General features: G+C 48.6%; 17 protein-coding genes and 2 pseudogenes. 16 read left to right on the top strand and 3 right to left on the bottom strand.

Translation table 11 applies throughout. The annotated features are described in order from the left end of the window. The first annotated feature begins 17 nt into the window (after positions 1-17). From ileS to carB, 7 genes are all read left to right on the top strand, one after another. A complete protein-coding gene (gene ileS / locus LOZ86_RS18450; protein ID WP_230242591.1) occupies positions 18-2,831 on the top strand; it encodes an isoleucine--tRNA ligase in 2,814 nt (937 codons plus the stop codon). Continuing rightward, on the top strand, positions 2,828-3,343 hold the full coding sequence (gene lspA, locus LOZ86_RS18445; RefSeq protein WP_094371036.1) for a signal peptidase II: 516 nt from the start codon (positions 2,828-2,830) through the stop codon (positions 3,341-3,343). The genes ileS and lspA overlap by 4 nt, the downstream gene beginning before the upstream one ends. Continuing rightward, positions 3,343-3,816 carry an FKBP-type peptidyl-prolyl cis-trans isomerase gene (fkpB, locus tag LOZ86_RS18440; protein ID WP_039487132.1) on the top strand — a complete coding sequence of 158 codons (474 nt, stop codon included), beginning with the start codon at positions 3,343-3,345 and terminating at the stop codon, positions 3,814-3,816. The genes lspA and fkpB overlap by 1 nt, the downstream gene beginning before the upstream one ends. Beyond that, positions 3,797-4,747 (top strand): 4-hydroxy-3-methylbut-2-enyl diphosphate reductase, encoded by a 951-nt coding sequence (gene ispH / locus LOZ86_RS18435; RefSeq protein ID WP_230242584.1) that lies wholly within the window; start codon positions 3,797-3,799, stop codon positions 4,745-4,747. The genes fkpB and ispH overlap by 20 nt, the downstream gene beginning before the upstream one ends. 449 nt (positions 4,748-5,196) lie before the next feature. Continuing rightward, positions 5,197-6,018, top strand: a complete 822-nt coding sequence (gene dapB, locus LOZ86_RS18430) for a 4-hydroxy-tetrahydrodipicolinate reductase (protein ID WP_039513099.1) — start codon at positions 5,197-5,199, stop codon at positions 6,016-6,018. Positions 6,019-6,464: 446 nt separating this feature from the next. Further along, positions 6,465-7,613, top strand: a complete 1,149-nt coding sequence (carA, locus tag LOZ86_RS18425; RefSeq protein WP_039487192.1) for a glutamine-hydrolyzing carbamoyl-phosphate synthase small subunit — start codon at positions 6,465-6,467, stop codon at positions 7,611-7,613. Positions 7,614-7,627: 14 nt separating this feature from the next. After that, positions 7,628-10,852, top strand: coding sequence for a carbamoyl-phosphate synthase large subunit (carB, locus tag LOZ86_RS18420; RefSeq protein WP_039487125.1), 3,225 nt, complete (start codon positions 7,628-7,630; stop codon positions 10,850-10,852). An 89-nt stretch (positions 10,853-10,941) separates the two neighbouring features. On the opposite strand, the pseudogene LOZ86_RS18415 reads toward carB, so the two are convergent. Beyond that, a pseudogene (locus LOZ86_RS18415) lies at positions 10,942-11,028 on the bottom strand (LysE family translocator); the annotation flags it as partial. 77 nt (positions 11,029-11,105) lie between these two features. Then, a complete protein-coding gene (locus tag LOZ86_RS18410) occupies positions 11,106-11,873 on the bottom strand; it encodes an AraC family transcriptional regulator (RefSeq protein ID WP_039487123.1) in 768 nt (255 codons plus the stop codon). A 104-nt stretch (positions 11,874-11,977) separates the two neighbouring features. Between LOZ86_RS18410 and LOZ86_RS18405 the strand changes: the two genes are divergently transcribed. From LOZ86_RS18405 to LOZ86_RS18380, 7 genes and pseudogenes are all read left to right on the top strand, one after another. Next, positions 11,978-13,144 (top strand): multidrug effflux MFS transporter, encoded by a 1,167-nt coding sequence (locus LOZ86_RS18405; protein ID WP_039487122.1) that lies wholly within the window; start codon positions 11,978-11,980, stop codon positions 13,142-13,144. Positions 13,145-13,324: 180 nt separating this feature from the next. Next, positions 13,325-13,609: a 2Fe-2S iron-sulfur cluster-binding protein gene (locus tag LOZ86_RS18400; protein WP_165708202.1), complete on the top strand. Its 285-nt coding sequence runs from the start codon at positions 13,325-13,327 to the stop codon at positions 13,607-13,609. Positions 13,610-13,623: 14 nt separating this feature from the next. Continuing rightward, on the top strand, positions 13,624-14,331 hold the full coding sequence (locus LOZ86_RS18395; RefSeq protein WP_165708205.1) for a diiron oxygenase: 708 nt from the start codon (positions 13,624-13,626) through the stop codon (positions 14,329-14,331). A gap of 60 nt (positions 14,332-14,391) precedes the next feature. Continuing rightward, positions 14,392-14,556 (top strand): hypothetical protein, encoded by a 165-nt coding sequence (locus LOZ86_RS18390; protein ID WP_156890162.1) that lies wholly within the window; start codon positions 14,392-14,394, stop codon positions 14,554-14,556. Positions 14,557-14,616: 60 nt separating this feature from the next. Next, positions 14,617-18,753, top strand: a pseudogene (locus LOZ86_RS18385) (amino acid adenylation domain-containing protein). Positions 18,754-18,878: 125 nt separating this feature from the next. Beyond that, positions 18,879-19,193 (top strand): tryptophan 2,3-dioxygenase family protein, encoded by a 315-nt coding sequence (locus tag LOZ86_RS21590; protein WP_225969804.1) that lies wholly within the window; start codon positions 18,879-18,881, stop codon positions 19,191-19,193. A 59-nt stretch (positions 19,194-19,252) separates the two neighbouring features. After that, positions 19,253-19,993 carry a thioesterase II family protein gene (locus tag LOZ86_RS18380; protein ID WP_052237774.1) on the top strand — a complete coding sequence of 247 codons (741 nt, stop codon included), beginning with the start codon at positions 19,253-19,255 and terminating at the stop codon, positions 19,991-19,993. Between the two features lie 32 nt (positions 19,994-20,025). On the opposite strand, the gene LOZ86_RS18375 is transcribed toward LOZ86_RS18380, so the two are convergent. Next, positions 20,026-20,640, bottom strand: a complete 615-nt coding sequence (locus LOZ86_RS18375; RefSeq protein WP_039483389.1) for a LysE family transporter — start codon at positions 20,638-20,640, stop codon at positions 20,026-20,028. 220 nt (positions 20,641-20,860) lie between these two features. On the opposite strand from LOZ86_RS18375, the gene LOZ86_RS18370 reads away from it, so the two are divergent. Both LOZ86_RS18370 and LOZ86_RS18365 read left to right on the top strand, forming a co-directional pair. Beyond that, complete coding sequence (locus LOZ86_RS18370) at positions 20,861-21,634, top strand: threonine/serine exporter family protein (protein WP_230243175.1); 774 nt, start codon at positions 20,861-20,863, stop codon at positions 21,632-21,634. Positions 21,635-21,660: 26 nt separating this feature from the next. Continuing rightward, positions 21,661-22,095, top strand: a complete 435-nt coding sequence (locus LOZ86_RS18365; protein WP_230243174.1) for a threonine/serine exporter — start codon at positions 21,661-21,663, stop codon at positions 22,093-22,095. The last annotated feature ends 102 nt before the right edge of the window (positions 22,096-22,197 follow it).

Below are 22,197 nucleotides of genomic sequence, written 5' to 3'. Positions count from 1 at the left end.
ACGAAATCGAGAATCTAATGAGTGACTATAAGACTACCCTGAACTTGCCGGAAACAGGGTTCCCGATGCGTGGCGATCTGGCCAAGCGCGAACCTGACATGCTGAAACGTTGGTATGAGCAGGATCTATACGGGATTATTCGCAATGCGAAGAAGGGAAAGAAGACCTTCATTCTGCACGATGGCCCTCCGTACGCGAACGGCAACATTCACATTGGTCACTCAGTTAACAAGATTCTGAAAGATATTATCGTTAAATCGAAAGGCCTGTCTGGTTACGATTCCCCTTATGTGCCGGGCTGGGACTGCCACGGTCTGCCGATTGAACTGAAAGTAGAACAGCTGATCGGTAAGCCGGGCGAGAAAGTCAGCGCCGCAGAATTCCGCGCTGAGTGCCGTAAATATGCGGCAGAGCAGGTGGCTGGTCAGAAAGCCGACTTTATTCGTCTTGGCGTGCTGGGCGACTGGGATCGTCCTTACCTGACGATGGATTTCAAAACCGAAGCGAACATCATTCGTGCGCTGGGCCGCATCATTGAAAACGGCCACCTGCACAAGGGTGCCAAGCCGGTTCACTGGTGTGCCGACTGTGGTTCCGCGCTGGCGGAAGCGGAAGTTGAGTATTACGACAAAACGTCTCCATCCATTGATGTCGCGTTTAACGCCAGCGATGTGGCCGCGGTAGTAGCCAAATTCGGCGTGAGTAGCGTAGACGGCCCTGTTTCGCTGGTGATCTGGACGACGACGCCGTGGACGCTGCCAGCAAACCGTGCGATTTCACTGAATGCAGAGTTCGATTATCAACTGGTGCAGACTGACGGTCAGGCGTTGATTCTGGCGGCCGATCTGGTTGAAAGCGTGATGAAGCGTGCAGGCGTGACCCAGTGGCAAGTGCTGGGCGACTGCAAAGGCGCAGAACTTGAGCTGCTGCGTTTCAAACATCCGTTCCTGGGCTTTGACGTACCGGCCATTCTGGGCGAGCACGTGACGCTGGATGCGGGTACCGGTGCGGTGCATACCGCCGGTGGTCACGGTCCTGACGACTATGTGATCAGCCAGAAATACAATCTGGAAATCGCCAATCCGGTGGGGCCGAACGGCTGCTACCTGAGCGGTACCTATCCTGAACTGGATGGCAAATTCGTTTTCAAAGCCAACGACCTGATCGTTGAAATCCTGCGTGAAAAAGGCATGTTGCTGCACGTAGAGAAATTGCAGCACAGCTACCCGTGCTGCTGGCGTCATAAGTCGCCGATCATTTTCCGTGCGACGCCACAATGGTTTGTCAGCATGGATCAGAAAGGCCTGCGTAAGCAGTCGCTGTCTGAAATTAAAGGCGTGCAGTGGATCCCGGATTGGGGTCAGGCGCGTATCGAAGCGATGGTCGCCAACCGTCCTGACTGGTGTATCTCCCGTCAGCGTACCTGGGGCGTGCCAATGTCGCTGTTCGTCCACAAAGAGACGGAAGAACTGCATCCGCGTACCGCTGAGCTGATCGAAGCCGTGGCAAAGCGTGTTGAAGCTGATGGTATTCAGGCATGGTGGGATCTCGATCCGGCCGACGTGCTGGGCGCAGATGCTGACAACTACGTCAAAGTGCCAGACACGCTGGACGTGTGGTTCGATTCTGGATCGACGCACGCGTCCGTAGTCGATGTTCGCCCTGAATTTGGCGGCCATGAAGCGGATATGTATTTGGAAGGTTCTGACCAGCATCGCGGTTGGTTCATGTCTTCCCTGATGATCTCTACGGCGATCAAAGGCAAAGCGCCTTATCGTCAGGTACTGACCCACGGTTTCACCGTTGATGGTCAGGGCCGCAAGATGTCCAAGTCGATCGGGAATACCGTCAGCCCGCAGGACGTGATGAACAAACTCGGTGCTGACATTCTGCGTCTGTGGATCGGTTCAACGGATTACTCCGGTGAAATCGCCGTATCCGATGAGATCCTGAAGCGTTCCGCCGATGCCTATCGCCGTATCCGTAACACCGCGCGTTTCCTGTTGGCGAACCTGAATGGGTTCGATCCACAGCAACATATGGTGAAACCAGAAGATATGGTTGTGCTGGATCGCTGGGCGGTCGGCTGTGCGAAAGCGGCGCAGGAAGAGATCCTCGAAGCGTATGAAAGCTATGATTTCCACCGCGTCGTACAACGCCTGATGCAGTTCTGCTCGATCGAGAGGGGTTCGTTCTATCTGGATATCATTAAAGATCGTCAGTACACGGCAAAAGGCGACAGCGTCGCACGCCGTAGCTGCCAGACCGCGCTGTACCATATCTCTGAAGCACTGGTGCGCTGGATGGCACCGATTATGTCCTTCACCGCAGATGAGATCTGGAATTACCTGCCAGGCGAGCGTGCGCAGTACGTCTTTACCGAAGAGTGGTATGACGGTCTGTTCGCGCTGGATAGCGCAGAAACCATGAACGATGCGTTCTGGGCGGATGTCCTGAAAGTGCGTAGCGAAGTGAACAAAGTCATCGAGCAGGCGCGTAATGACAAACTCATCGGTGGATCGCTGGAAGCTTCCGTCACGCTGTACGCCGATGCCAATCTGGCGGGCAAGCTGAGCCAGCTGCGTCAGGAACTGCACTTTGCGTTGTTGACATCAAAAGCGCTGGTGGAACGTTATGAAAATGCGCCGGATAACGCGCAGGCAACGGAACTCACCGGACTGAAAATTGCCTTAAGTGAGGCAGAAGGGCACAAGTGTCCACGCTGCTGGCATTACGAGACGGATATCGGTAGCAATGCCGAGCATCCTGAAGTGTGTGGTCGCTGTGCGACTAACGTGGGCGGTAACGGCGAAGAGCGTAAATTTGTCTGATGAATAAGATCTGTTCGAGTGGACTGCGCTGGCTTTGGCTGGCGATACTGGTTTTAATTGTCGATCTTGGCAGCAAACAGTGGATCCTTGCACACTTTGCGCTGGGGGATACGGTGCCAGTGATGCCTTCTCTGAATCTGCATTACGCCCGTAACTACGGCGCAGCATTCAGCTTCCTGGCGGATAAAGGCGGCTGGCAACGCTGGTTCTTTGCCGGCATTGCGATTGCTATCGTGGTTGCCCTGCTGGTGATGATGTACCGTGGCAGCGTCAAACAGCGGCTCAATAACATTGCGTATTCGCTGATTATCGGCGGCGCACTGGGCAATCTGTTTGACCGGACATGGCACGGATTTGTTGTCGATTTCATCGACTTCTATGTCGGTGACTGGCACTTCGCTACCTTTAACCTTGCCGATACCGCTATCTGTATTGGTGCGGCGCTCATCGTACTGGAAGGGTTTTTCAGTACGCATGATGATACTGATACCGTTAAGCAAAAGGGTCACTGATGTCCGAGAGTGTTCAGCATAACAGCGCGCTGCTGGTGCATTTTATTCTGACGCTAGAGGATGGCTCTGCGGCTGAATCTACGCGTGAACGCGGCAAGCCAGCGCTGTTTCGCCTTGGCGATGGCAGCCTGTCTGACGCGTTGGAACAACATCTGTTGGGATTGAAGCGTGGCGATAAACGCAAGTTTACGCTGCCGCCGGAGTCGGCCTTTGGGCCGACTAATCCGAACCTGATTCAGTTCTTCCTGCGTCGTGATTTTGCCCAGACCGGTGTGCCGGATGTTGGCACCATCATGCTGTTCAGCGGTGTTGCCGGGAATGATATGCCGGGGATTATCCGCGATGTGACCGAAGAGTCGGTCACCGTGGATTTCAACCACCCGCTATCCGGTCAGGCGATTACCTTCGATCTTGAAGTGCTGGATATCGATCCCGTACAACAGGAGGTGACACATGCAGATCCTGCTGGCTAATCCACGCGGCTTTTGTGCTGGTGTCGATCGGGCTATCAGCATTGTGGAACGTGCGCTGGAGCTTTTTGGTACGCCGATCTACGTCCGTCATGAAGTGGTACATAACCGCTATGTGGTCAACGGATTACGCGAACGTGGCGCGATTTTTATCGAGCAGATTGAAGACGTGCCGGATGGTGCGATTCTGATTTTCTCTGCACATGGCGTTTCGCAGGCGGTACGTAATGAAGCCAAAAACCGCGATCTGACGGTATTCGATGCGACCTGTCCGCTAGTGACCAAGGTGCATATGGAAGTGGCCAGAGCCAGTAAGAAAGGCGTAGAAGCGATTCTTATCGGGCATGCTGGACACCCTGAAGTTGAAGGGACGAGGGGGCAGTACAGCAGTGCGGACGGCGGCATGTATCTGGTGGAGTCCCCTGAGGATGTCTGGCAGCTACAGGTAAAAGACGAAAGCAACCTGTGCTTTATGACGCAAACCACGCTTTCTGTTGATGATACCTATGCGGTGATTGATGCCTTGCGTGAGCGTTTCCCGCAGATTGTCGGCCCGCGTAAAGATGACATCTGCTATGCCACGACTAATCGTCAGGAAGCCGTTCGCCACTTGTCGGATAAGGCGGATGTCGTTTTTGTCGTAGGCTCTAAAAACTCCTCAAACTCCAACCGTCTGGCTGAATTGGCACAGCGTGCGGGGAAAGCGGCTTATCTGATTGATTCATCCGAAGATATCCAAGAGTCATGGTTAGCGAGCGCTTCACATGTTGGGGTGACCGCAGGCGCATCAGCACCGGATATTCTGGTACAACAGGTGATTCAGCGCCTGAAAGAATTGGGCGGCAAGGTTGCTGTTGAAATGCAGGGACGTGAAGAAAACATCGTCTTTGAAGTGCCCAAAGAGCTGCGTGTTGACGTCAAACAGATAGATTAATGTTGTTTCTGCGGTAGGGCTTTGGCCTTACCGCTTTTATACCCGTCATACTTCAAGTTGCATGTGCGTTGGCTGCGTTCACTCACCCGAATCACTTACCTGAGTAAGCTCATCGGGATTCCTTCTCTTGCCGCCTTCCTGAAACTCGAATTATTTAGGGTATATCTCCCCCTGTATTCACTCATGAAAATGTTAATGCATAAAAATGAATTTTTATGCGTTATACCATGTGGTTTAATTTTGACCGCTTCTGCTTATCTCCAAATACGTTGCGGTTTTTCATCGCGCTGATGTGCCATTTTGCTGTCTGTGGTGAGACAGTTTTGCTGATTTTCTGCGGCATCAAACAGTATTTTCTAATCTGGCGGTAAATCCGCTGGCGATAGTGTGCTGCGCCCGTTAACCTGATGTTATTTTTATGTCGTCAGGATCAAAAAGAGAGAGACCTTATGAAGGATTCATCCATTCGTATTGCGGTTGTAGGTGCAGGTGGCCGTATGGGATGCCAGCTGATTCAGGCCATCGAGCAAATGGACGGCGTGGTATTGGGTGCGGCGCTGGAGCGTTCGGGTTCGTCTCTGATAGGCAGCGATGCCGGTGAACTTGCCGGGCTGGGGAAAAGCGGTATTACCGTGAATGAAAGCCTGGATGCCGTGCAGAATGATTTCGATATTTTGATCGACTTCACCCGCCCAGAAGGCACCTTAGCGCATCTGGAATTTTGCCGTCAGCACCGTAAAGGCATGATTATTGGCACAACTGGCTTTGATGACGCAGGGAAAGCGGCGATTAAGCAGGCTGCACAGGATATCGGGATTGTGTTTGCGGCGAACTTCAGCGTTGGCGTCAATGTCATGCTGAAGTTGTTGGAAAAAGCGGCCAAGGTCATGGGCGACTATACTGATATCGAAATCATTGAAGCACACCACCGCCACAAAGTGGATGCGCCGTCGGGTACCGCACTGGCGATGGGCGAAGCGATCGCCGATGCGCTGGGACGCGATCTGAAGTCCTGTGCCGTGTACGCTCGTGAAGGTTATACGGGTGAACGCGATCCGAAAAGCATTGGTTTTGCTACCGTGCGAGCGGGCGATATTGTCGGTGAACATACGGCGATGTTTGCTGACATTGGCGAGCGCGTTGAGATTACCCACAAGGCATCCAGCCGTATGACGTTTGCCAATGGTGCAGTAAGAGCCGCTGTCTGGGTTAGTTCGAAAGAAAGTGGGATTTTTGATATGAGAGATGTGCTTTCTTTGGATGATTTATAGTATTTAATTGTTTGTAATTGAATTATATCTAGCTGATAAAGGTGGTTATTTTTAATATCACCTTTATTTTTACCTATTGCGTGTAAATTTCATCTTGTTGTTTCTTTTTTTCTGTCTTTAATTCGGTTTTTTAGCACCAATTCTTCCTTGTTGCTCCCGAAATCTCCTTTGCTGGCGATTTTTTATCCTTATTTTAACGATGTTGTCTCGCAACCGTTTACTTATCTCAGTTGATAGGGTTTTTTACGTCAGTGGGCCACTATTTATTCCGTAAAGCATAAAAATAAGAGAAAAAAAGCGGTTTGGGTAGACAATCGGGAAGACCATCATTAAAATGCGCCCAATTTGCCAAAAATTGGCCTTACAGGTAGTTTTTGCATTGATTTAGTGACTCAAATCTGAATTAATATGCAAATAACGTGATTGTTTATTCCTTGGAGGGTGTTTTGATTAAGTCAGCGCTATTGGTTCTGGAAGACGGAACCCAATTCCACGGTCGGGCCATTGGGGCAGAAGGGTCGGCAGTGGGGGAAGTGGTCTTCAATACGTCGATGACCGGTTATCAAGAAATCCTTACTGATCCTTCCTATTCCCGCCAGATTGTCACTCTCACTTATCCCCATATCGGTAATGTCGGCGCCAATGCCAACGATGAAGAATCCCCCTCTGTACAGGCTCAAGGCCTGGTGATTCGCGATTTACCTCTGATTGCCAGCAACTACCGTAGTGAAGAAAGCCTGTCTGAATACCTCAAACGCAACAACATCGTCGCCATTGCTGATATCGATACCCGTAAACTGACCCGTCTGCTGCGTGAAAAAGGCGCACAGAATGGCTGCATCATTGCGGGTGATGCACCGGATGCTGCCGTCGCGTTGGAGAAAGCGAAAGCGTTCCCTGGGCTGAAGGGCATGGATCTGGCAAAAGAAGTGACGACGCCAGAAAGCTACAGCTGGTTACAGGGAAGCTGGACGCTGGAAGATGAATTGCCGGCGGCAAAAAACGAAAGCGAACTGCCTTACCACGTTGTTGCTTATGACTACGGTGTGAAACGCAACATTCTGCGTATGCTGGTGGATCGCGGCTGTCGCCTGACGGTCGTTCCGGCGCAGACACCTGCTGAGGACGTACTGAAGCTGAATCCAGACGGCATTTTCCTCTCTAACGGCCCGGGCGACCCGGAACCGTGCGACTACGCGATTCGTGCGATCAAAACCTTCCTGGAAACGGATATTCCGGTATTCGGTATTTGTCTGGGCCACCAACTGCTGGCACTGGCAAGCGGTGCGAAGACCATCAAAATGAAGCTGGGCCACCACGGTGGCAACCATCCGGTCAAAGATCTGGATAACAACTGTGTGATGATTACCGCGCAGAACCACGGCTTTGCGGTTGATGAAAATAATCTGCCTGCCACGCTGCGCGTTACGCATAAATCCCTGTTTGACCATACGGTTCAGGGGATTCACCGCACGGATAAGCCCGCGTTCAGCTTCCAGGGTCACCCAGAAGCGAGCCCAGGCCCGCATGATGCCGCGCCGCTGTTCGACCACTTTATTGACTTGATTCAGACTTACCGTTCTTCAGCTAAATAATCAGGAGCGAGAAAATGCCAAAACGTACAGATATTAAAAGCATCCTGATTCTGGGCGCAGGCCCGATTGTTATCGGCCAGGCGTGTGAGTTTGACTACTCTGGTGCACAGGCGTGTAAAGCGCTGCGTGAAGAGGGTTACCGCGTTATTCTGGTGAACTCCAACCCGGCAACTATCATGACCGACCCAGAAATGGCCGATGCGACCTACATCGAGCCGATTCACTGGGAAGTAGTGCGCAAAATCATTGAAAAAGAGCGCCCAGATGCGGTGCTGCCAACAATGGGCGGCCAGACTGCGCTGAACTGTGCGCTGGAACTGGAACGTCAGGGCGTGCTGGCCGAATTCGGCGTGACCATGATTGGTGCAACGGCGGATGCGATTGATAAAGCAGAAGATCGCCGCCGCTTCGACGTGGCAATGAAGAAGATCGGTCTGGATACCGCGCGTTCCGGTATTGCACACAATATGGAAGAAGCGCTGGCGGTTGCGGCTGACGTCGGCTTCCCGTGCATCATCCGTCCTTCCTTTACGATGGGCGGCACTGGTGGCGGTATCGCTTACAACCGTGAAGAGTTCGAAGAGATTTGCGAACGTGGTCTGGATCTTTCCCCAACCAAAGAGCTGTTGATCGATGAATCGCTGATCGGTTGGAAAGAGTATGAGATGGAAGTGGTGCGTGATAAGAACGACAACTGCATCATCGTCTGCTCAATCGAGAACTTCGATGCCATGGGGATCCACACCGGAGACTCCATCACCGTTGCACCGGCACAAACGCTGACCGACAAAGAATATCAAATCATGCGTAACGCCTCGATGGCGGTACTGCGTGAAATCGGCGTAGAAACAGGCGGTTCTAACGTTCAGTTCTCGGTAAACCCGAAAACCGGCCGTCTGATTGTCATCGAAATGAACCCGCGTGTATCACGTTCTTCCGCGCTGGCGTCTAAAGCGACGGGCTTCCCGATTGCGAAAATCGCGGCCAAGTTGGCTGTGGGTTACACGCTCGATGAGCTGATGAACGACATCACTGGTGGTCGTACGCCAGCGTCCTTCGAACCTGCTATCGACTACGTTGTGACTAAGATTCCACGTTTCAACTTCGAAAAATTCGCTGGTGCTAACGACCGTCTGACCACGCAGATGAAATCTGTGGGTGAAGTGATGGCGATTGGTCGTACGCAGCAGGAATCCTTGCAGAAAGCGCTGCGTGGCCTGGAAGTGGGCGCAACCGGCTTCGATCCGAAAGTGGATCTGGACGATCCAGAAGCGCTGACCAAAATCCGCCGCGAGCTGAAAGATGCCGGTGCCGAGCGTATCTGGTACATCGCCGATGCCTTCCGTGCGGGGATGTCTGTCGACGGCGTGTTTAACCTGACCAACGTTGACCGCTGGTTCCTGGTGCAGATTGAAGAGCTGGTGCGTCTGGAAGAGCAGGTCGCTGAAAAAGGTGTCACCGCGCTGGATGCTGATTTCCTGCGGGCATTGAAGCGTAAAGGCTTTGCCGATGCGCGTCTGGCGACGCTGGCTGGCGTGGCGGAAAGCGAAATTCGCAAGCTGCGCGATAAGTTCGACCTGCATCCGGTCTATAAGCGTGTCGATACCTGTGCGGCAGAATTTTCGACCGATACAGCTTACATGTACTCCACGTACGAAGAAGAGTGTGAAGCCAATCCAACTCAGGATCGTGACAAAATCATGGTACTGGGCGGTGGGCCGAACCGTATTGGTCAAGGGATCGAATTTGACTACTGCTGCGTCCACGCTTCACTGGCGCTGCGTGAAGATGGTTATGAAACCATCATGGTCAACTGCAACCCGGAAACCGTTTCAACAGACTACGATACGTCTGACCGTCTGTACTTCGAACCAGTAACGTTTGAAGACGTGCTGGAAATCGTCCGCATCGAGAAGCCAAAAGGCGTGATTGTGCAGTACGGTGGCCAGACGCCATTGAAACTGGCGCGTGCGTTGGAAGCTGCGGGTGTGCCAGTTATCGGCACCAGCCCGGATGCGATTGACCGTGCAGAAGACCGCGAACGTTTCCAACAGGCTGTTAATCGTCTGGGGCTGAAGCAACCGGCTAACGCCACGGTCGCGACCATTGAGCAAGCGGTAGAAAAAGCGCGTGGCATTGGTTACCCGCTGGTTGTCCGTCCTTCTTATGTTCTGGGCGGCCGCGCGATGGAAATCGTGTACGACGAAATCGACCTGCGTCGCTACTTCCAAAACGCGGTTAGCGTATCCAACGATGCGCCGGTGCTGTTAGACCGCTTCCTTGACGATGCCATCGAAGTCGACGTTGATGCGATTTGTGACGGCGAGCGCGTGCTGATTGGCGGCATTATGGAACATATCGAGCAGGCGGGCGTTCACTCCGGTGACTCGGCTTGTTCACTGCCGGCTTATACGTTGAGCAAAGAGATTCAGGACGTGATGCGCCAGCAGGTTGAAAAACTGGCGTTTGAACTCTGCGTTCGCGGACTGATGAACGTGCAGTTCGCGGTGAAGGATAATGAAGTTTATCTGATTGAAGTGAACCCACGTGCGGCGCGTACCGTACCGTTTGTCTCTAAAGCAACCGGTGTTCCGCTGGCGAAAGTCGCGGCACGCGTGATGGCTGGCAAAACGCTGGCTGAGCAGGGCGTCACGAAAGAAATTATCCCGCCGTATTACTCGGTAAAAGAAGTGGTGCTGCCGTTCAACAAATTCCCTGGCGTTGATCCGATTCTGGGGCCAGAAATGCGTTCAACCGGTGAAGTCATGGGCGTAGGCCGCACGTTTGCTGAAGCGTTTGCTAAAGCGATGCTGGGCAGCAGTTCGCACATGAAGAAAACCGGACGTGCGCTGTTGTCGGTACGTGAAGGCGACAAAGCTCGCGTGGTGGATCTGGCGGCCAAGCTGCTGAAATACGGCTTTGAGCTGGATGCGACGCACGGCACGGCAATTGAGCTTGGCGAAGCGGGCATTAATCCGCGTCTGGTGAACAAGGTGCATGAAGGTCGTCCACACATTCAGGATCGCATCAAGAACGGTGAGTACACCTACATCGTCAACACCACCGCAGGGCGTCAGGCGATTGAAGATTCCAAGCTGATTCGCCGCAGCGCACTGCAATACAAGGTGCACTACGACACGACGCTGAACGGCGGTTTTGCTACGGCAATGTCGTTGACGGCAGATCCGACGGAGAAGGTCACTTCCGTGCAGGAAATGCATGCGATGATTAAAGGCTGATTGACCGACTTCCGTAAGCGGCGGTAAGCGGATAATAAAAGCCAGCGTTGGTAACAGCGCTGGCTTTTTTCATGGGGCCATTTTGCGTGTTAACCCAGCGCCACTTTGATACCCAACGCGATCAATACCGTGCCGAGCAGTTTATCCACTAATTTCTGTGCTTTAGCTCGTATTGGACGACGTCGATTAAATGAAGGGAATTTTGTGTTCTCGACTGGATATTTAATTATCTGGTTTTTCTTTTTCTGTACGATCAGTCTCGGTTTGCCATATAGGCCTTTGGTGTTTTTCCTGTCATATTCTTGAAAAATGTAGCGAAGGCACTATCGTTAGAAAACTCAAGAATACTGGCAATTTCAGAAAGTGGACGGGTTTCCACTAATAATTCAATTGCTTTGAACAGTCGCCATTGCTGGCGCCATTGTTGATAGTTGAGCCCCGTTTCTCGGCTCAAGATACGACTGATCGTTTTCTCTGATGCTCCGCTGTAACGTGCCAGTGTGTGCAATGGCGGGGGGGATTCCATTTTGCTTAAACATTGTAGCCGCCTATCTTTCGGTAACGGAAGAACAGTGAGTTCACGGTGGGCACACTGAAGTTCGTCTAGACAAACGGCCAGAATATTCTTGGCAGAACCGTGCTGCCAGTCGGTTGCAAAATCAGCAAAAGCAATTCGCTCTAGGGCTTCCCGTAAAAGTGGCGTGGCGTTAAGTACTTCGACACGCTCTGCAAGAGTCGGGTAGCGTGTCTGATCAAGGTACACTGAGCGATAGCCCACCACACCACGTATTTGTACTCGGTGAACAACTCTTGAGGGAATCCAGGCGATGCGTGCTGGTGGTAAAAAACAGACACTTTCGTTAAGGGTAATACGCATACACCCTTGCTGGCTGAAGAGTAGCTGACCCATTTTATGCCAATGGATGCCAGAATCGTGTTGTGCTAGCTCAGATGCGATACCTACGACGCTACTCTCATACCTATCTGGACTGAATTCTGATTCAGCGGTAATCCATGCCATACAATGTCTGATTTTGTAAATTTTATGTCCTTTATATTGTAATGTCGAATGAGCGATTATGCTATTTTATCTTATCCTTTAACAAATCAGTTACATGGCTCATTATGCAACGCAAATTGACTCTGACTTTGGCGACCTCGATGATGATGTTTCCTCAAGTTGTGGAAACCATCTATAGCCCAGCGCTAACGCATATTGCCGAAGGTTTTCATGTCAGTGCTGGAGCAGCCGCACAAACGTTATCCTTCTATTTTTTCGCCTTTGCTATTGGTGTAGTCGTTTGGGGGCGTATGTGTGATGTGATCGGGAGACGCCCTGCAATTTTATCGGGGCTAGGGCTATACATGTTGGCTTCCATTATTGCTGTATTTTGTAGCTCTTTTGCTATTTTACTTGCTGCTCGCATTTTGGCTGCGTTTGGTGCAGCAGTGGGATCCGTTGGTACACAAACGGTTATCCGCGATCGTTTTGATGGTCACGAATTGGCACAGGTCTTTTCTCTGATGGGAATTGCGATGGCGATTAGTCCAGCCGTTGGAGTGTTGAGTGGAGCGCTACTGACACACTACTGGGGCTATCAGGGAGTATTTACTGGCCTTGCAATTTTAGCTGCACTGCTACTTTGTTACGCTACATGGCGATTGCCGGAAACACGACCGCTACAGACAGCACCAAGTGCCTTCATCAGTACGCTTAGACGTATGATAAAAGATGGCGATATTTGGTGCAGCGCATTGCTGGTAGCGCTGTTCAACATTTGTATGTTCAGCTATTACCAACTTGCCCCATTTCGTTTTGAAGTACTTAATATCCCACAACAATGGTTTGGCTATACAGGTGTGGTACTAGCCGCTGGGGTGGCTATTGGTGCGATAGTAAATAAATCACTCGTTGCTAGGAATTGGCTCTTTTCTGCGTTATTGATGCTGGCGTGTGTATTGGCGTTGGTAGGAGGAGGATTGGTTTTTATGATGGAAGATACTCCTTGGTTTGTGCTGGCTATGCTACTGGTAGTAATGGCCTATGGCATGGCTATCCCTAATATTTTGGCGCGTGCTCTCCGTCATTATAAAGAGTGCATGGGCACTGCCGGAGCAATCCTTGGATTGATGTATTATCTAATGCTTGGAGGAGGATTGGTCATTGCTGGTTTTTCGCAGCGGTTAGGTATGGTGTTGACGCTGAGCAGCCTGTGTATGCTATTTCTAGCATTGATCGTTGTATATGAAGAAAAAAGACAGTGCATAGAAAAATCAGAAAATTACCAATAGCTTTATTTAATTATTACTGAAAATTTATGCTTTCACGATTATTTTATTCCCCACCTTTAATTTCAATGGTGAACGGTATTGCTACGTGTATTTTAATATAGTGATAATAAACGATTGGAAATATTTTTAGGCTTTATATTTTAAATGGATGAGTGTTTTTTCTGGTCTTGGAGGTTTTTTATGTCGGAAATAATAAAATCTGATTGTTATCAGGTTTTTTTTGAAGGAGTAGATATTGGTTTATGTCGCTCTGATATTTCATTATTAGATAGTTTGGAAGTTAAGGGGTTAAACATCCCAAGTTTATGTCGAAAAGGTCAGTGTGGTTGTTGCAAAATAATTTTGCTTAGAGGACATGTTCATCAAAAAAACCAAACATCATTAACTGACGATGAAATAAAAGAGAACGTTATTCTTGCCTGTTGTTCTTATCCTAAATCAGATGCTGAATTTGAGCTTTATTAAATAAGGGTGCTAGTATGAATATGATAGAAAACACGTTAAAGAAATGGGATCGCGCTGCCATTGTTAGATCTCGACCACGCTGTGTTATTAATGAACAAGCTAAACTAGCTACCCTTTTCTTTCCTCCCGAGCGTTTACCAATTTGTATACATCCTCTTGTAATTGAATTGGGAGAGGATGCAATTCGATACATACAGATACAGACTTTTTATCATTATTTGTACGGCATTGCTAATATTGAATTAGATATTATAAATGAATCCAGTTATAAGCTTTATAAAAATGCAGTTGGGGTACATTTTCCAGAGGAAATGCGATTAGAAGCTTTAACCGTTGTCGTGGATGAATCTTACCATGCCTTGGTTGCGTTGGATTTGATCAATCAAGTTGAACAGATGACCGATACCGCAATGATATCTATGCCTGAATATACTGAAGCCTCATACGCTCTAACGATAGCATTGTGTTTGGTACCTCAGGAATTGAAGGATTTAGTCCGACTGCTCTGTGTTTCACTTTCAGAACAAGCATTGACGACAGATTTAATTGATGTAATTGATAACGAAAATATCTTTCCATCTTTTTACTTAGTAATGAAAGATCATGTTGCTGATGAAGGACGCCATGCTCGTTTTTCTCAGCGAGTACTTGAATATATTTGGGAGCACAGTGATTGCGCGATGAAGGATGCAATGAAGGAATCTATTGTTTCTTTTATTTAAGGATATGTAACGAATACTATTTCAAAGTCTATTGGCGAGAGAGTTTTGCAGGAACTCAATATGAGTGAAGAAAATATTTCTATAGTTATTGCTGACACTTATCCTCCTGTTACGACCAAACCTTGGGAGACCAATAATATCATTACAGGTCAAATGTTAGTTTCTCTTGATAAGGCAGGTATTCTTTCTGATCTTCCGATAAAAAATAATAATGTATTTTTTTGATTAATTAGAGGGTGAATGGTTGATATTTATCATGACTAATTAATATTGTAGGGATATTCTATGGAAATGTTAAATATTGGTTTTGTTAGTGATTTATTTCTTGGTGAATCGTTTTTTGAAGATGTAATGGAATATGGTCATCAGGTTTGCTTTTTTTCTGAATCATCATGTGTTAATACTCAGTTTGATTTTATCGTAACAACGGAAAATTACCCTCATAAAATCGAGTTGTTGAAGGGGTTCTCAAAAAATATCATTCTTATTGCATCAAATAAAGACATTGTTAGCGATAGTGATTTTTTAGAGAAGGCTGAGTTTTTATTTTTTTATTCTATTAGTCAGGAGGACTCTGGTTGTATTTGTAAGTGTGTTTTCAATGAAAAAACAGATAAATCACAATATAGAATTAAGTGGGTGAGAGATCAGCTTACCGATATCACTGTTGAATTTTCACGGGGAGGCGTGCCTGATGATTTTGAAATATCTAACTTACTTGATGAAAAATTCTTTGCAGAAACGCCAGAGCGTCTTGGCAAGTTGATTCCTCTTCTACTACGCCGTTTCGGTGATCAAACGGATGGGGGGAGTGCTAGTGATTTTGCGTACCATATTTGGTTACCAGATACTGATTTCTCGACGGTCAATACATCGACAGGTAATCCACCTCTATATCACTTTTTTTTTAATGAAACGGGAGCGTTAAGAAAAAGTAGATATGTGCAAACCCGTACTATGATCAGCATACACCCACAAGGTAATGGTGCCTTGATTAAAGTTATGGGAGATGATTTTCGTTTTCAATATTTTACCCGCTATCTGAGTGCATTGCTGGTGGCTGACGTGGATCCCGTTTATGCGCCAATTGTTGTTGAACCAGAAGAGCTGGCTCAGTTGAGCTTGTTTAATTCTACGGAAGATAAAGCACTGCTCAAAAATGATGTCATTACTTTGTTTCGCAACATAGCCAATGAGTATCCAACGTCTATTGCTTTGCATACGGATGTACGCAGTTATAGCTACGGTGAATTGGATTCTCTCTCAGACAAAATGGCCTGTTGGTTACAGGAACAGAGTGGACAGGCAAACGCGGTAATAGCCGTATCTATGCAAAAATCCGCACAATTGCTGATTGTGCTACTGGGTATTTTGAAAAGTAATAAAACCTATGTGTTACTTGACCCACAGGCTCCCGCGGCACGTAACCAACATATTCTGAATGATGTGCGGCCAGTGTTGATTCTTGCAGAAACTCTGTTACAGGCGGGAGAGTCTCTTTGCCTACATCCTGATAATATCAATTTTGCGCAAATACAGGTGGATAATCGAATACTTCAGACTCCCGCAGAAGGACTGGCTTATATCTGCTATACCTCAGGCACGACGGGTAAACCTAAAGGAGTCATGGTCACGAGAGTTGGGCTTAGTAATCTCGCGCAAAATCACCGTGATTTTATAGGATTAAAGCTCGAAAGTAGGGTGCTTTGTATTGCATCGTTGGGGTTTGATGCGTTTGGTTGGGATATATTTGGTGCTTTTGTTAGCGGTTCTGCCGTGTACTTAGCACCTGATGTCTTACATTCTGATGTTACTGCACTGCATCAATATTTGGTAAAGAATGAAATAGGGCACGTCACCCTCACACCCGCTATTCTTGAACTGCTGCCACATGAGGATTGGCATGGACTTCGTTCTATGATTGTAATGGGGGATGCGCCGCCAGCGGATGTGATCGCTTGGTGGTCTAGCCGAACCCGACTATGCAATGGCTACGGCCCAACGGAAGCGACGATTGCAACATCTTTGTGTGAATATCGTGATGGTGTTGCATGGAATTGCATTGGTAAGCCGTTAAAAAATTATCGCTGTTACATTCTTGATGCCCAGCACAATTTTTTACCTATAGGTTTTGAAGGGGAACTCTGTATTGCTGGTGTGGGCCTTGCCCATGGTTACCTGAATGAACCAGCCCTATCCGATGAGAAATTTGTGATGCTGCCTTTGCCAGGTAATCCGTATCCTGAACGGATCTACAAAACTGGCGATATCGCTAAATGGGATGAGCAAGGCAATATTGTTTTTATTGGCCGTAAAGACAATCAAGTCAAAATCAGAGGGGTTCGTATTGAGATTGGCGAGATAGAGGCTGCTATTCGCCGCCATCCTCAGGTTGAAAGTGTTTGTGTTGTTGCTAGCAAGCAACGTGTCGGCAAGGTGTTGGTGGCATTTGTGCAGCCATCTTCATCCACGCTACAAGCAGATATCTTACGTTATTCGTTGATAACGCAGCTTCATTCTGCGGCGATCCCTAGTGCGTTTGTTTTTCTATCAACTTTACCGCTGACCGTCAACGGTAAAGTTGATAGACGGCAACTTGAGAATAGGCCGTTGGAGGACGCTGATAGCAGAGTTGCCAAGGCGGAAACAGAGACCGAAGCACTTTTGGAGCGGATCGTTGCTGATGCAATTGGCTGTGCTTATGTGGATGTAACCCAGGATTTTATTAGCCTGGGCGCACATTCATTGACTATGAGTAGAATTGTAGCGTTGACCTCCCGAGATCTTCATTGTCGCCTGAATCTGGCGGATATCTTTCAGCATAATACTATTCGCAGCCTAGCTGAGTATATTGATGAACAGGCCACCGTAGCTCATACAACCGTTCTCCTTAGTGAGGAGCGGCGTGCACCGCTTAACCCACAACAGAATCTCTTGTGGTATCTGAGTGCGTTGAACCCAGATGACTGTAGTTACAATTTGCCTGTCTGTGTAGAAATTTGCGGTCCACTGGATCTGGAATTGTTTGAGGATTCAGTTAATTTTGTCTATGAAAAGCATGAAAGTTTGCGAACAATATTCGGTGAATCACAGGGGGTTGCGTATCAGTATGCTAAGCCTCATGTGTCGTTGAAATTATGTGATTACTGTATCGGTAGCCAGTATCAGTCTCTGGATGCATTAGTAAAAAGCTTGTGTGCTACGCCATTTGATATTACTGAACGTCCTCCTGTTATTCTGCGATTGGTGCAATTCGATGAAGCACATCATGTATTGATTTAGGTGAAGCACAATATCATTACGGATGCTTGGAGTGAACGCTTAATCCTTAATGATTTGTGGCAGAGATATAATGATTTGAACCGCCATATATCATTGGCCATATTGTCCCCGCAAATACAGACGATAGACCTTGTTAATAACCGAATGACGCGACCCTATGAGGGCGATTCAGCCTACTGGCAGCAACATTTGAGTGGGTGTAAAGAACTGGATTTTCCACTGGATAAGCCACGTTCTGTATCGCCGAGCCATATAGGAGAGAATGCTCATTATCAATTTGATACCGCTCTTGCAGAATGCTTGATACAACGAGCGAAGCAGTGGGGGGTAACGCCTTTTGTAATATTAACTGCCGCACTGAACTATTTATTGAGTAAATATACGAATCAGCAGGATATTGTCATCGGCACAGCTATTGCTGCACGTGACGATGTGGATGTCGAGTCAGTCAGTGGCTTTCATGTGAACACCGTGCCTTTACGAACTGAACTGAGTACAGAAGAGACGATCGGGAGCTTAATTAGTAAAACGTCATCGATCTGTGTAAATGCTTGGCGACATCAGTATCTATCTTTTGATCGGATCCTCCATTTAATCGATCACGAACGTGTATCGAACAAAAACCCACTCTTTCAAATTATGGCGGTTTTGCAAAATGCAGGGGATATTTGTAAGACGGATTTATATGGCTGCACATTGCGGCGCCTGCCTGTGACATCTGGATTTTCCATGTTCGATATGACGTGGAATTTCAGTCTGGAAAATGATGGTCTAGAGATTGAATTGCACTATGCCTCAGAATTATTTCATCATGCGACGATACAGATGATATTGGGTAACTATGCTCAAATCTTGGGAGAATTGCTGACTTGTTCATCGACGACGAAACTTGCGTCGATCAATCCGCTTTGCGAAGCAGAACAACGCTGGTTACTGCAGCAGGCGAGTAATGGGAATATGAGTGCACGTGGTACGCTGCTAGAACAGATTCGTTGTATTGTTCATAACAGGCCTGGCGATATTGCGGTCTGTTGTGAGCATGAGCAATACAGTTATGGGCAATTGTGGACTGTCTCTGATCGTATTGCGCAGACTTTGCAATCATTGGGCAATGACACGTTCTCTGTGGGCATTATCTAGGCACTGCAAGCGGGTTTCAGTCTTGGCAGTTTGCTGGAATCGAGGCTCTTCTGGGGAAAGAAAATGGTAAGAAATTGCAGCAACACATTGAAAATGAAGATATCCAGCAGAAGTTAAGAGATATTATGCGGCCGGTACCATTGTGGGGGGCGGTTAAAAACCATTTATTGCGTTGCACTGACCGCTTGGAAGGATCAACCAATAGTATTGGGAATGTCATTAAAACTTCTCTGGAACAGCCCTCATGCGAATCCTTATTGTTGAACCAGCTCCTTGATCTGGATTCGTTATTGCAAGAGTGGCGCTATCGGCACATTAAATTAGTGGAGCGAACGATTGGTCAGCGTAGAGGTACGGGAGGGTCGTCGGGAGTTGATTACTTAAAATCCACGTTATTTACGCCGATCTTTGAAGAACTGTGGGATTCAATCAATTGTTAAGTAAAAGGGAGATCACTTTCTTTTATTTTTAATGTTTTTGGTAAGGAAGGCCTACATACATGGTGCATTTACTCACTGCTCAACGTTGTCTAAAAAAATTCACGCCGCATAGTCAAGGCTCTGTGCGGATAATTTGTTTTCCCCATGCGGGGGGCAGCGCCAGCATTTTCCGTTCATGGGCTGAGCAATTGCATCCGAATATAGAGCTGTTTGCTGTACAGTATCCTGGCCGCGAAGAACGCATACAAGAAACGCTTGCTTGCCAGCCTCAGCGCCTGATTGATGACATTGTACAGGCGCTGAGGCTGATACAAGACAAACCCTGTATCTATTTGGGGCACAGCTTGGGCGGCAGATTGGCGCTGGCGGTTACGTTGCAAAGTTCTCAGCCGCCCGCACAGCTCATTGTCTCTGGGTGTACTACTCCTTATGCCGCTAGGCACCATCACTTGCTGAGGTTGACGCGTAGCTCGATGATAGAAGTGTTACGTGAATCAGGAGCAATTCACGCTGCGGTTTACAGCAATGCAGACTTGCTTGATTTTTATTTTCCCCTTCTACGTGCCGACTTGTATCTTGCAAACCAACTGGTTTTCCCTATGGAAACCCGTTGCTCTTCGCCAGTGTTATTCCTTAGTGGTGAAGATGATTGCTGGGTAGAACAACAGGATGTAAGTGATTGGGAAAGACTGGCCTGCGGTCATTTTCAACAACAGAATTTTCCAGGTGATCACATGTTTATTTATCAGCACAGGGAAAGTGTGATAAGGGCTATTCAACGTAAATTTTGTATTCTGTAATCATCCCTTGGCCTGATATCACATTTCAGGCGTTAACCCAGCGCCACTTTGATACCCAACGCGATCAACACCGTCCCCAGCAGTTTATCCACTAGTCTTTGCGCTTTAGCCAGTCCGCGCCGCACGGGTTCGCTTTGGAAAAGCAGCACCAGCAGTGGCCACCAAACGACAGAAAGCAGCCAGATGATCATGGCGTACCACAGTTTTTCACCAAGGCCGGAGTGAATGTTCAGCACCTGTGTAAACATCGCCAGAAAGAACAGTGTGGCTTTTGGGTTAAGCAGATTGCAGAGATAGCCTTGCAGGAAGGCTTTTTTCAAGCTGACGTTTTGCTGCCCCTGTTGTGAAATGTCCATCTTGCCGCCGCCACGCGATAATAATGTCTGAATACCGATCCAGATCAGATAGGCGGCGCCCGCATATTTCAGTACATTAAACAGCCACGGCGTGGTGGTGATGACGACGGCTAGCCCAGCGACGCAGTATGCCATGTGAGTTGCCACGCCGCAGATTACGCCAAACGCGGTCATCAGTGCGGCAACGCGTGGGTAGCGTGTCGCGTTCTTGATGACGAGGAAAAAGTCGGGGCCGGGAGAGAGCATCCCCAGCGTGGCGATAGTGGCGACAAACAGCGATGTTTCTAACATGGTCATCCCAGAGAGTGAAATAGTAAGAACGTTTGCAATGATAGCGTCAGAATAATGAATTCGCATCACACTTATTGGTTATTCGGCGGCGATATGTTAACAATTATCCTTTGGTTTTTTGTGGTTAATTTCAGGGGCAGGTTGAGATAACAACATGGTCAGTGAACGTGAGAACCGTGAACTATTAAGTAGTGCAAAACTACTAAGTGGCGAAAAACGGATGGATGAAGCGCCACAGCAGCGGGAAATAACCCGACTGTGCATTCAATGTGCGCTGCTGCTGTTACAGCATGGCGCGGAGAGTATGGTGGTTGAACAGCTGTCGTCACGGCTGGGTATGGCGCTCGGTGCTGATAGCGTTGAGAGCTCCATCTCAGCAAATTCGATTGTACTGACCACCATCATGCAGGGGCATTGTATGACGTCGACACGCAAGAATGTGGATCGCGGCATTAATATGCACGTCGTGATTGAAGTTCAGCATGCGGTCATCATGGCCGAGCATAAACTGCTGGATGTGGCGGGCGTAGAAAAGCGTCTGGGAAATATCAAACCGCTGCGCTATCCGCGCTGGCTGATGGTGTCCGTTGTCGCGCTTTCCTGTGGCTGCTTCAGCCGTTTGAACGGTGGCGGGTGGGATGCGTTTATCATCACGCTGATTGCCAGCGGTCTGGCGATGTATGTCCGACAGATCTTTACGGCGCGACACCTGAATCCGTTGATTAACTTCTGTATTACAGCGTTTGTTGCGACGTCGGCATCCGGGCTGTTGATGCGTTTACCCGCTTTTTCTCAAACCTCGACGGTAGCGATGGCGGCGAGCGTGCTGCTGCTGGTTCCCGGTTTCCCGCTGATTAACGCCGTGGCCGATATGTTTAAAGGGCACGTGAATACCGGTCTGGCACGCTGGACGGTCGCGAGTTTACTGACTCTGGCAACCTGTATTGGGGTCGTGATGGCGATGTCGCTGTGGGGGCTACGCGGAGGGGCTTAAGTTTACTGTGGGCACTGTTGCAGGATATGGTGCTGGCGGCAGTCCCTGCGTTGGGGTTTGCGATGGTCTTCAACGTACCGCTGAAAGTGCTGCCTTACTGTGCGCTGCTGGGCGGTGTCGGGCATGGCGTACGGTTTCTGGCGATACATTTCGGCATGAATATCGAGTGGGCGTCGTTTTTGGCGGCGATCCTAATTGGCATCATCGGTATTCGCTGGTCACGCTGGCTGCTGGCGCATCCGAAAGTCTTTACCGTAGCGGCGGTGATCCCGATGTTCCCCGGCATTTCTGCCTACACGGCGATGATTTCGGTGGTGGAAATTTCGCATCTTGGCTACAGCGAAGCGCTGATGAACGCCATGATGACCAATTTCCTGAAGGCCAGTTTTATCGTCGGCGCGCTCTCTATCGGTCTGTCTTTACCGGGGATCTGGCTCTACCGTAAACGGCCGGGAGTATAAAACGCTTATATTACGTTTCGGTCTTGTATCTATATTGACGAGCGAAAGGGCTTTCCGTATATACCCGTCATACTTCAAGCTGCATGTGCGTTAGCTTTCCTC

The organism is Pectobacterium parvum, from assembly GCF_020971565.1.
GTDB lineage: Bacteria > Pseudomonadota > Gammaproteobacteria > Enterobacterales > Enterobacteriaceae > Pectobacterium > Pectobacterium polare.
The sequence above is the reverse complement of the archived record's forward strand: the minus strand, read 5'-3'. Positions and strand labels throughout refer to the sequence as shown.

Excerpts from the sequence above, each read along its gene's own strand:
- carB (WP_039487125.1), top strand. The coding sequence starts at position 7,628 with ATGCCAAAACGTACAGATATTAAAAGCATCCTGATTCTGGGCGCAGGC.
- LOZ86_RS18380 (WP_052237774.1), top strand. The coding sequence starts at position 19,253 with ATGGTGCATTTACTCACTGCTCAACGTTGTCTAAAAAAATTCACGCCG.
- LOZ86_RS18365 (WP_230243174.1), top strand. The coding sequence starts at position 21,661 with ATGGTGCTGGCGGCAGTCCCTGCGTTGGGGTTTGCGATGGTCTTCAAC.
- LOZ86_RS18375 (WP_039483389.1), bottom strand. The coding sequence starts at position 20,640 with ATGTTAGAAACATCGCTGTTTGTCGCCACTATCGCCACGCTGGGGATG.
- LOZ86_RS18370 (WP_230243175.1), top strand. The coding sequence starts at position 20,861 with ATGGATGAAGCGCCACAGCAGCGGGAAATAACCCGACTGTGCATTCAA.
- LOZ86_RS21590 (WP_225969804.1), top strand. The coding sequence starts at position 18,879 with ATGCGGCCGGTACCATTGTGGGGGGCGGTTAAAAACCATTTATTGCGT.
- LOZ86_RS18405 (WP_039487122.1), top strand. The coding sequence starts at position 11,978 with ATGCAACGCAAATTGACTCTGACTTTGGCGACCTCGATGATGATGTTT.
- ispH (WP_230242584.1), top strand. The coding sequence starts at position 3,797 with ATGCAGATCCTGCTGGCTAATCCACGCGGCTTTTGTGCTGGTGTCGAT.
- fkpB (WP_039487132.1), top strand. The coding sequence starts at position 3,343 with ATGTCCGAGAGTGTTCAGCATAACAGCGCGCTGCTGGTGCATTTTATT.
- LOZ86_RS18410 (WP_039487123.1), bottom strand. The coding sequence starts at position 11,873 with ATGGCATGGATTACCGCTGAATCAGAATTCAGTCCAGATAGGTATGAG.
- LOZ86_RS18390 (WP_156890162.1), top strand. The coding sequence starts at position 14,392 with ATGAGTGAAGAAAATATTTCTATAGTTATTGCTGACACTTATCCTCCT.
- ileS (WP_230242591.1), top strand. The coding sequence starts at position 18 with ATGAGTGACTATAAGACTACCCTGAACTTGCCGGAAACAGGGTTCCCG.
- dapB (WP_039513099.1), top strand. The coding sequence starts at position 5,197 with ATGAAGGATTCATCCATTCGTATTGCGGTTGTAGGTGCAGGTGGCCGT.
- LOZ86_RS18400 (WP_165708202.1), top strand. The coding sequence starts at position 13,325 with ATGTCGGAAATAATAAAATCTGATTGTTATCAGGTTTTTTTTGAAGGA.
- LOZ86_RS18395 (WP_165708205.1), top strand. The coding sequence starts at position 13,624 with ATGAATATGATAGAAAACACGTTAAAGAAATGGGATCGCGCTGCCATT.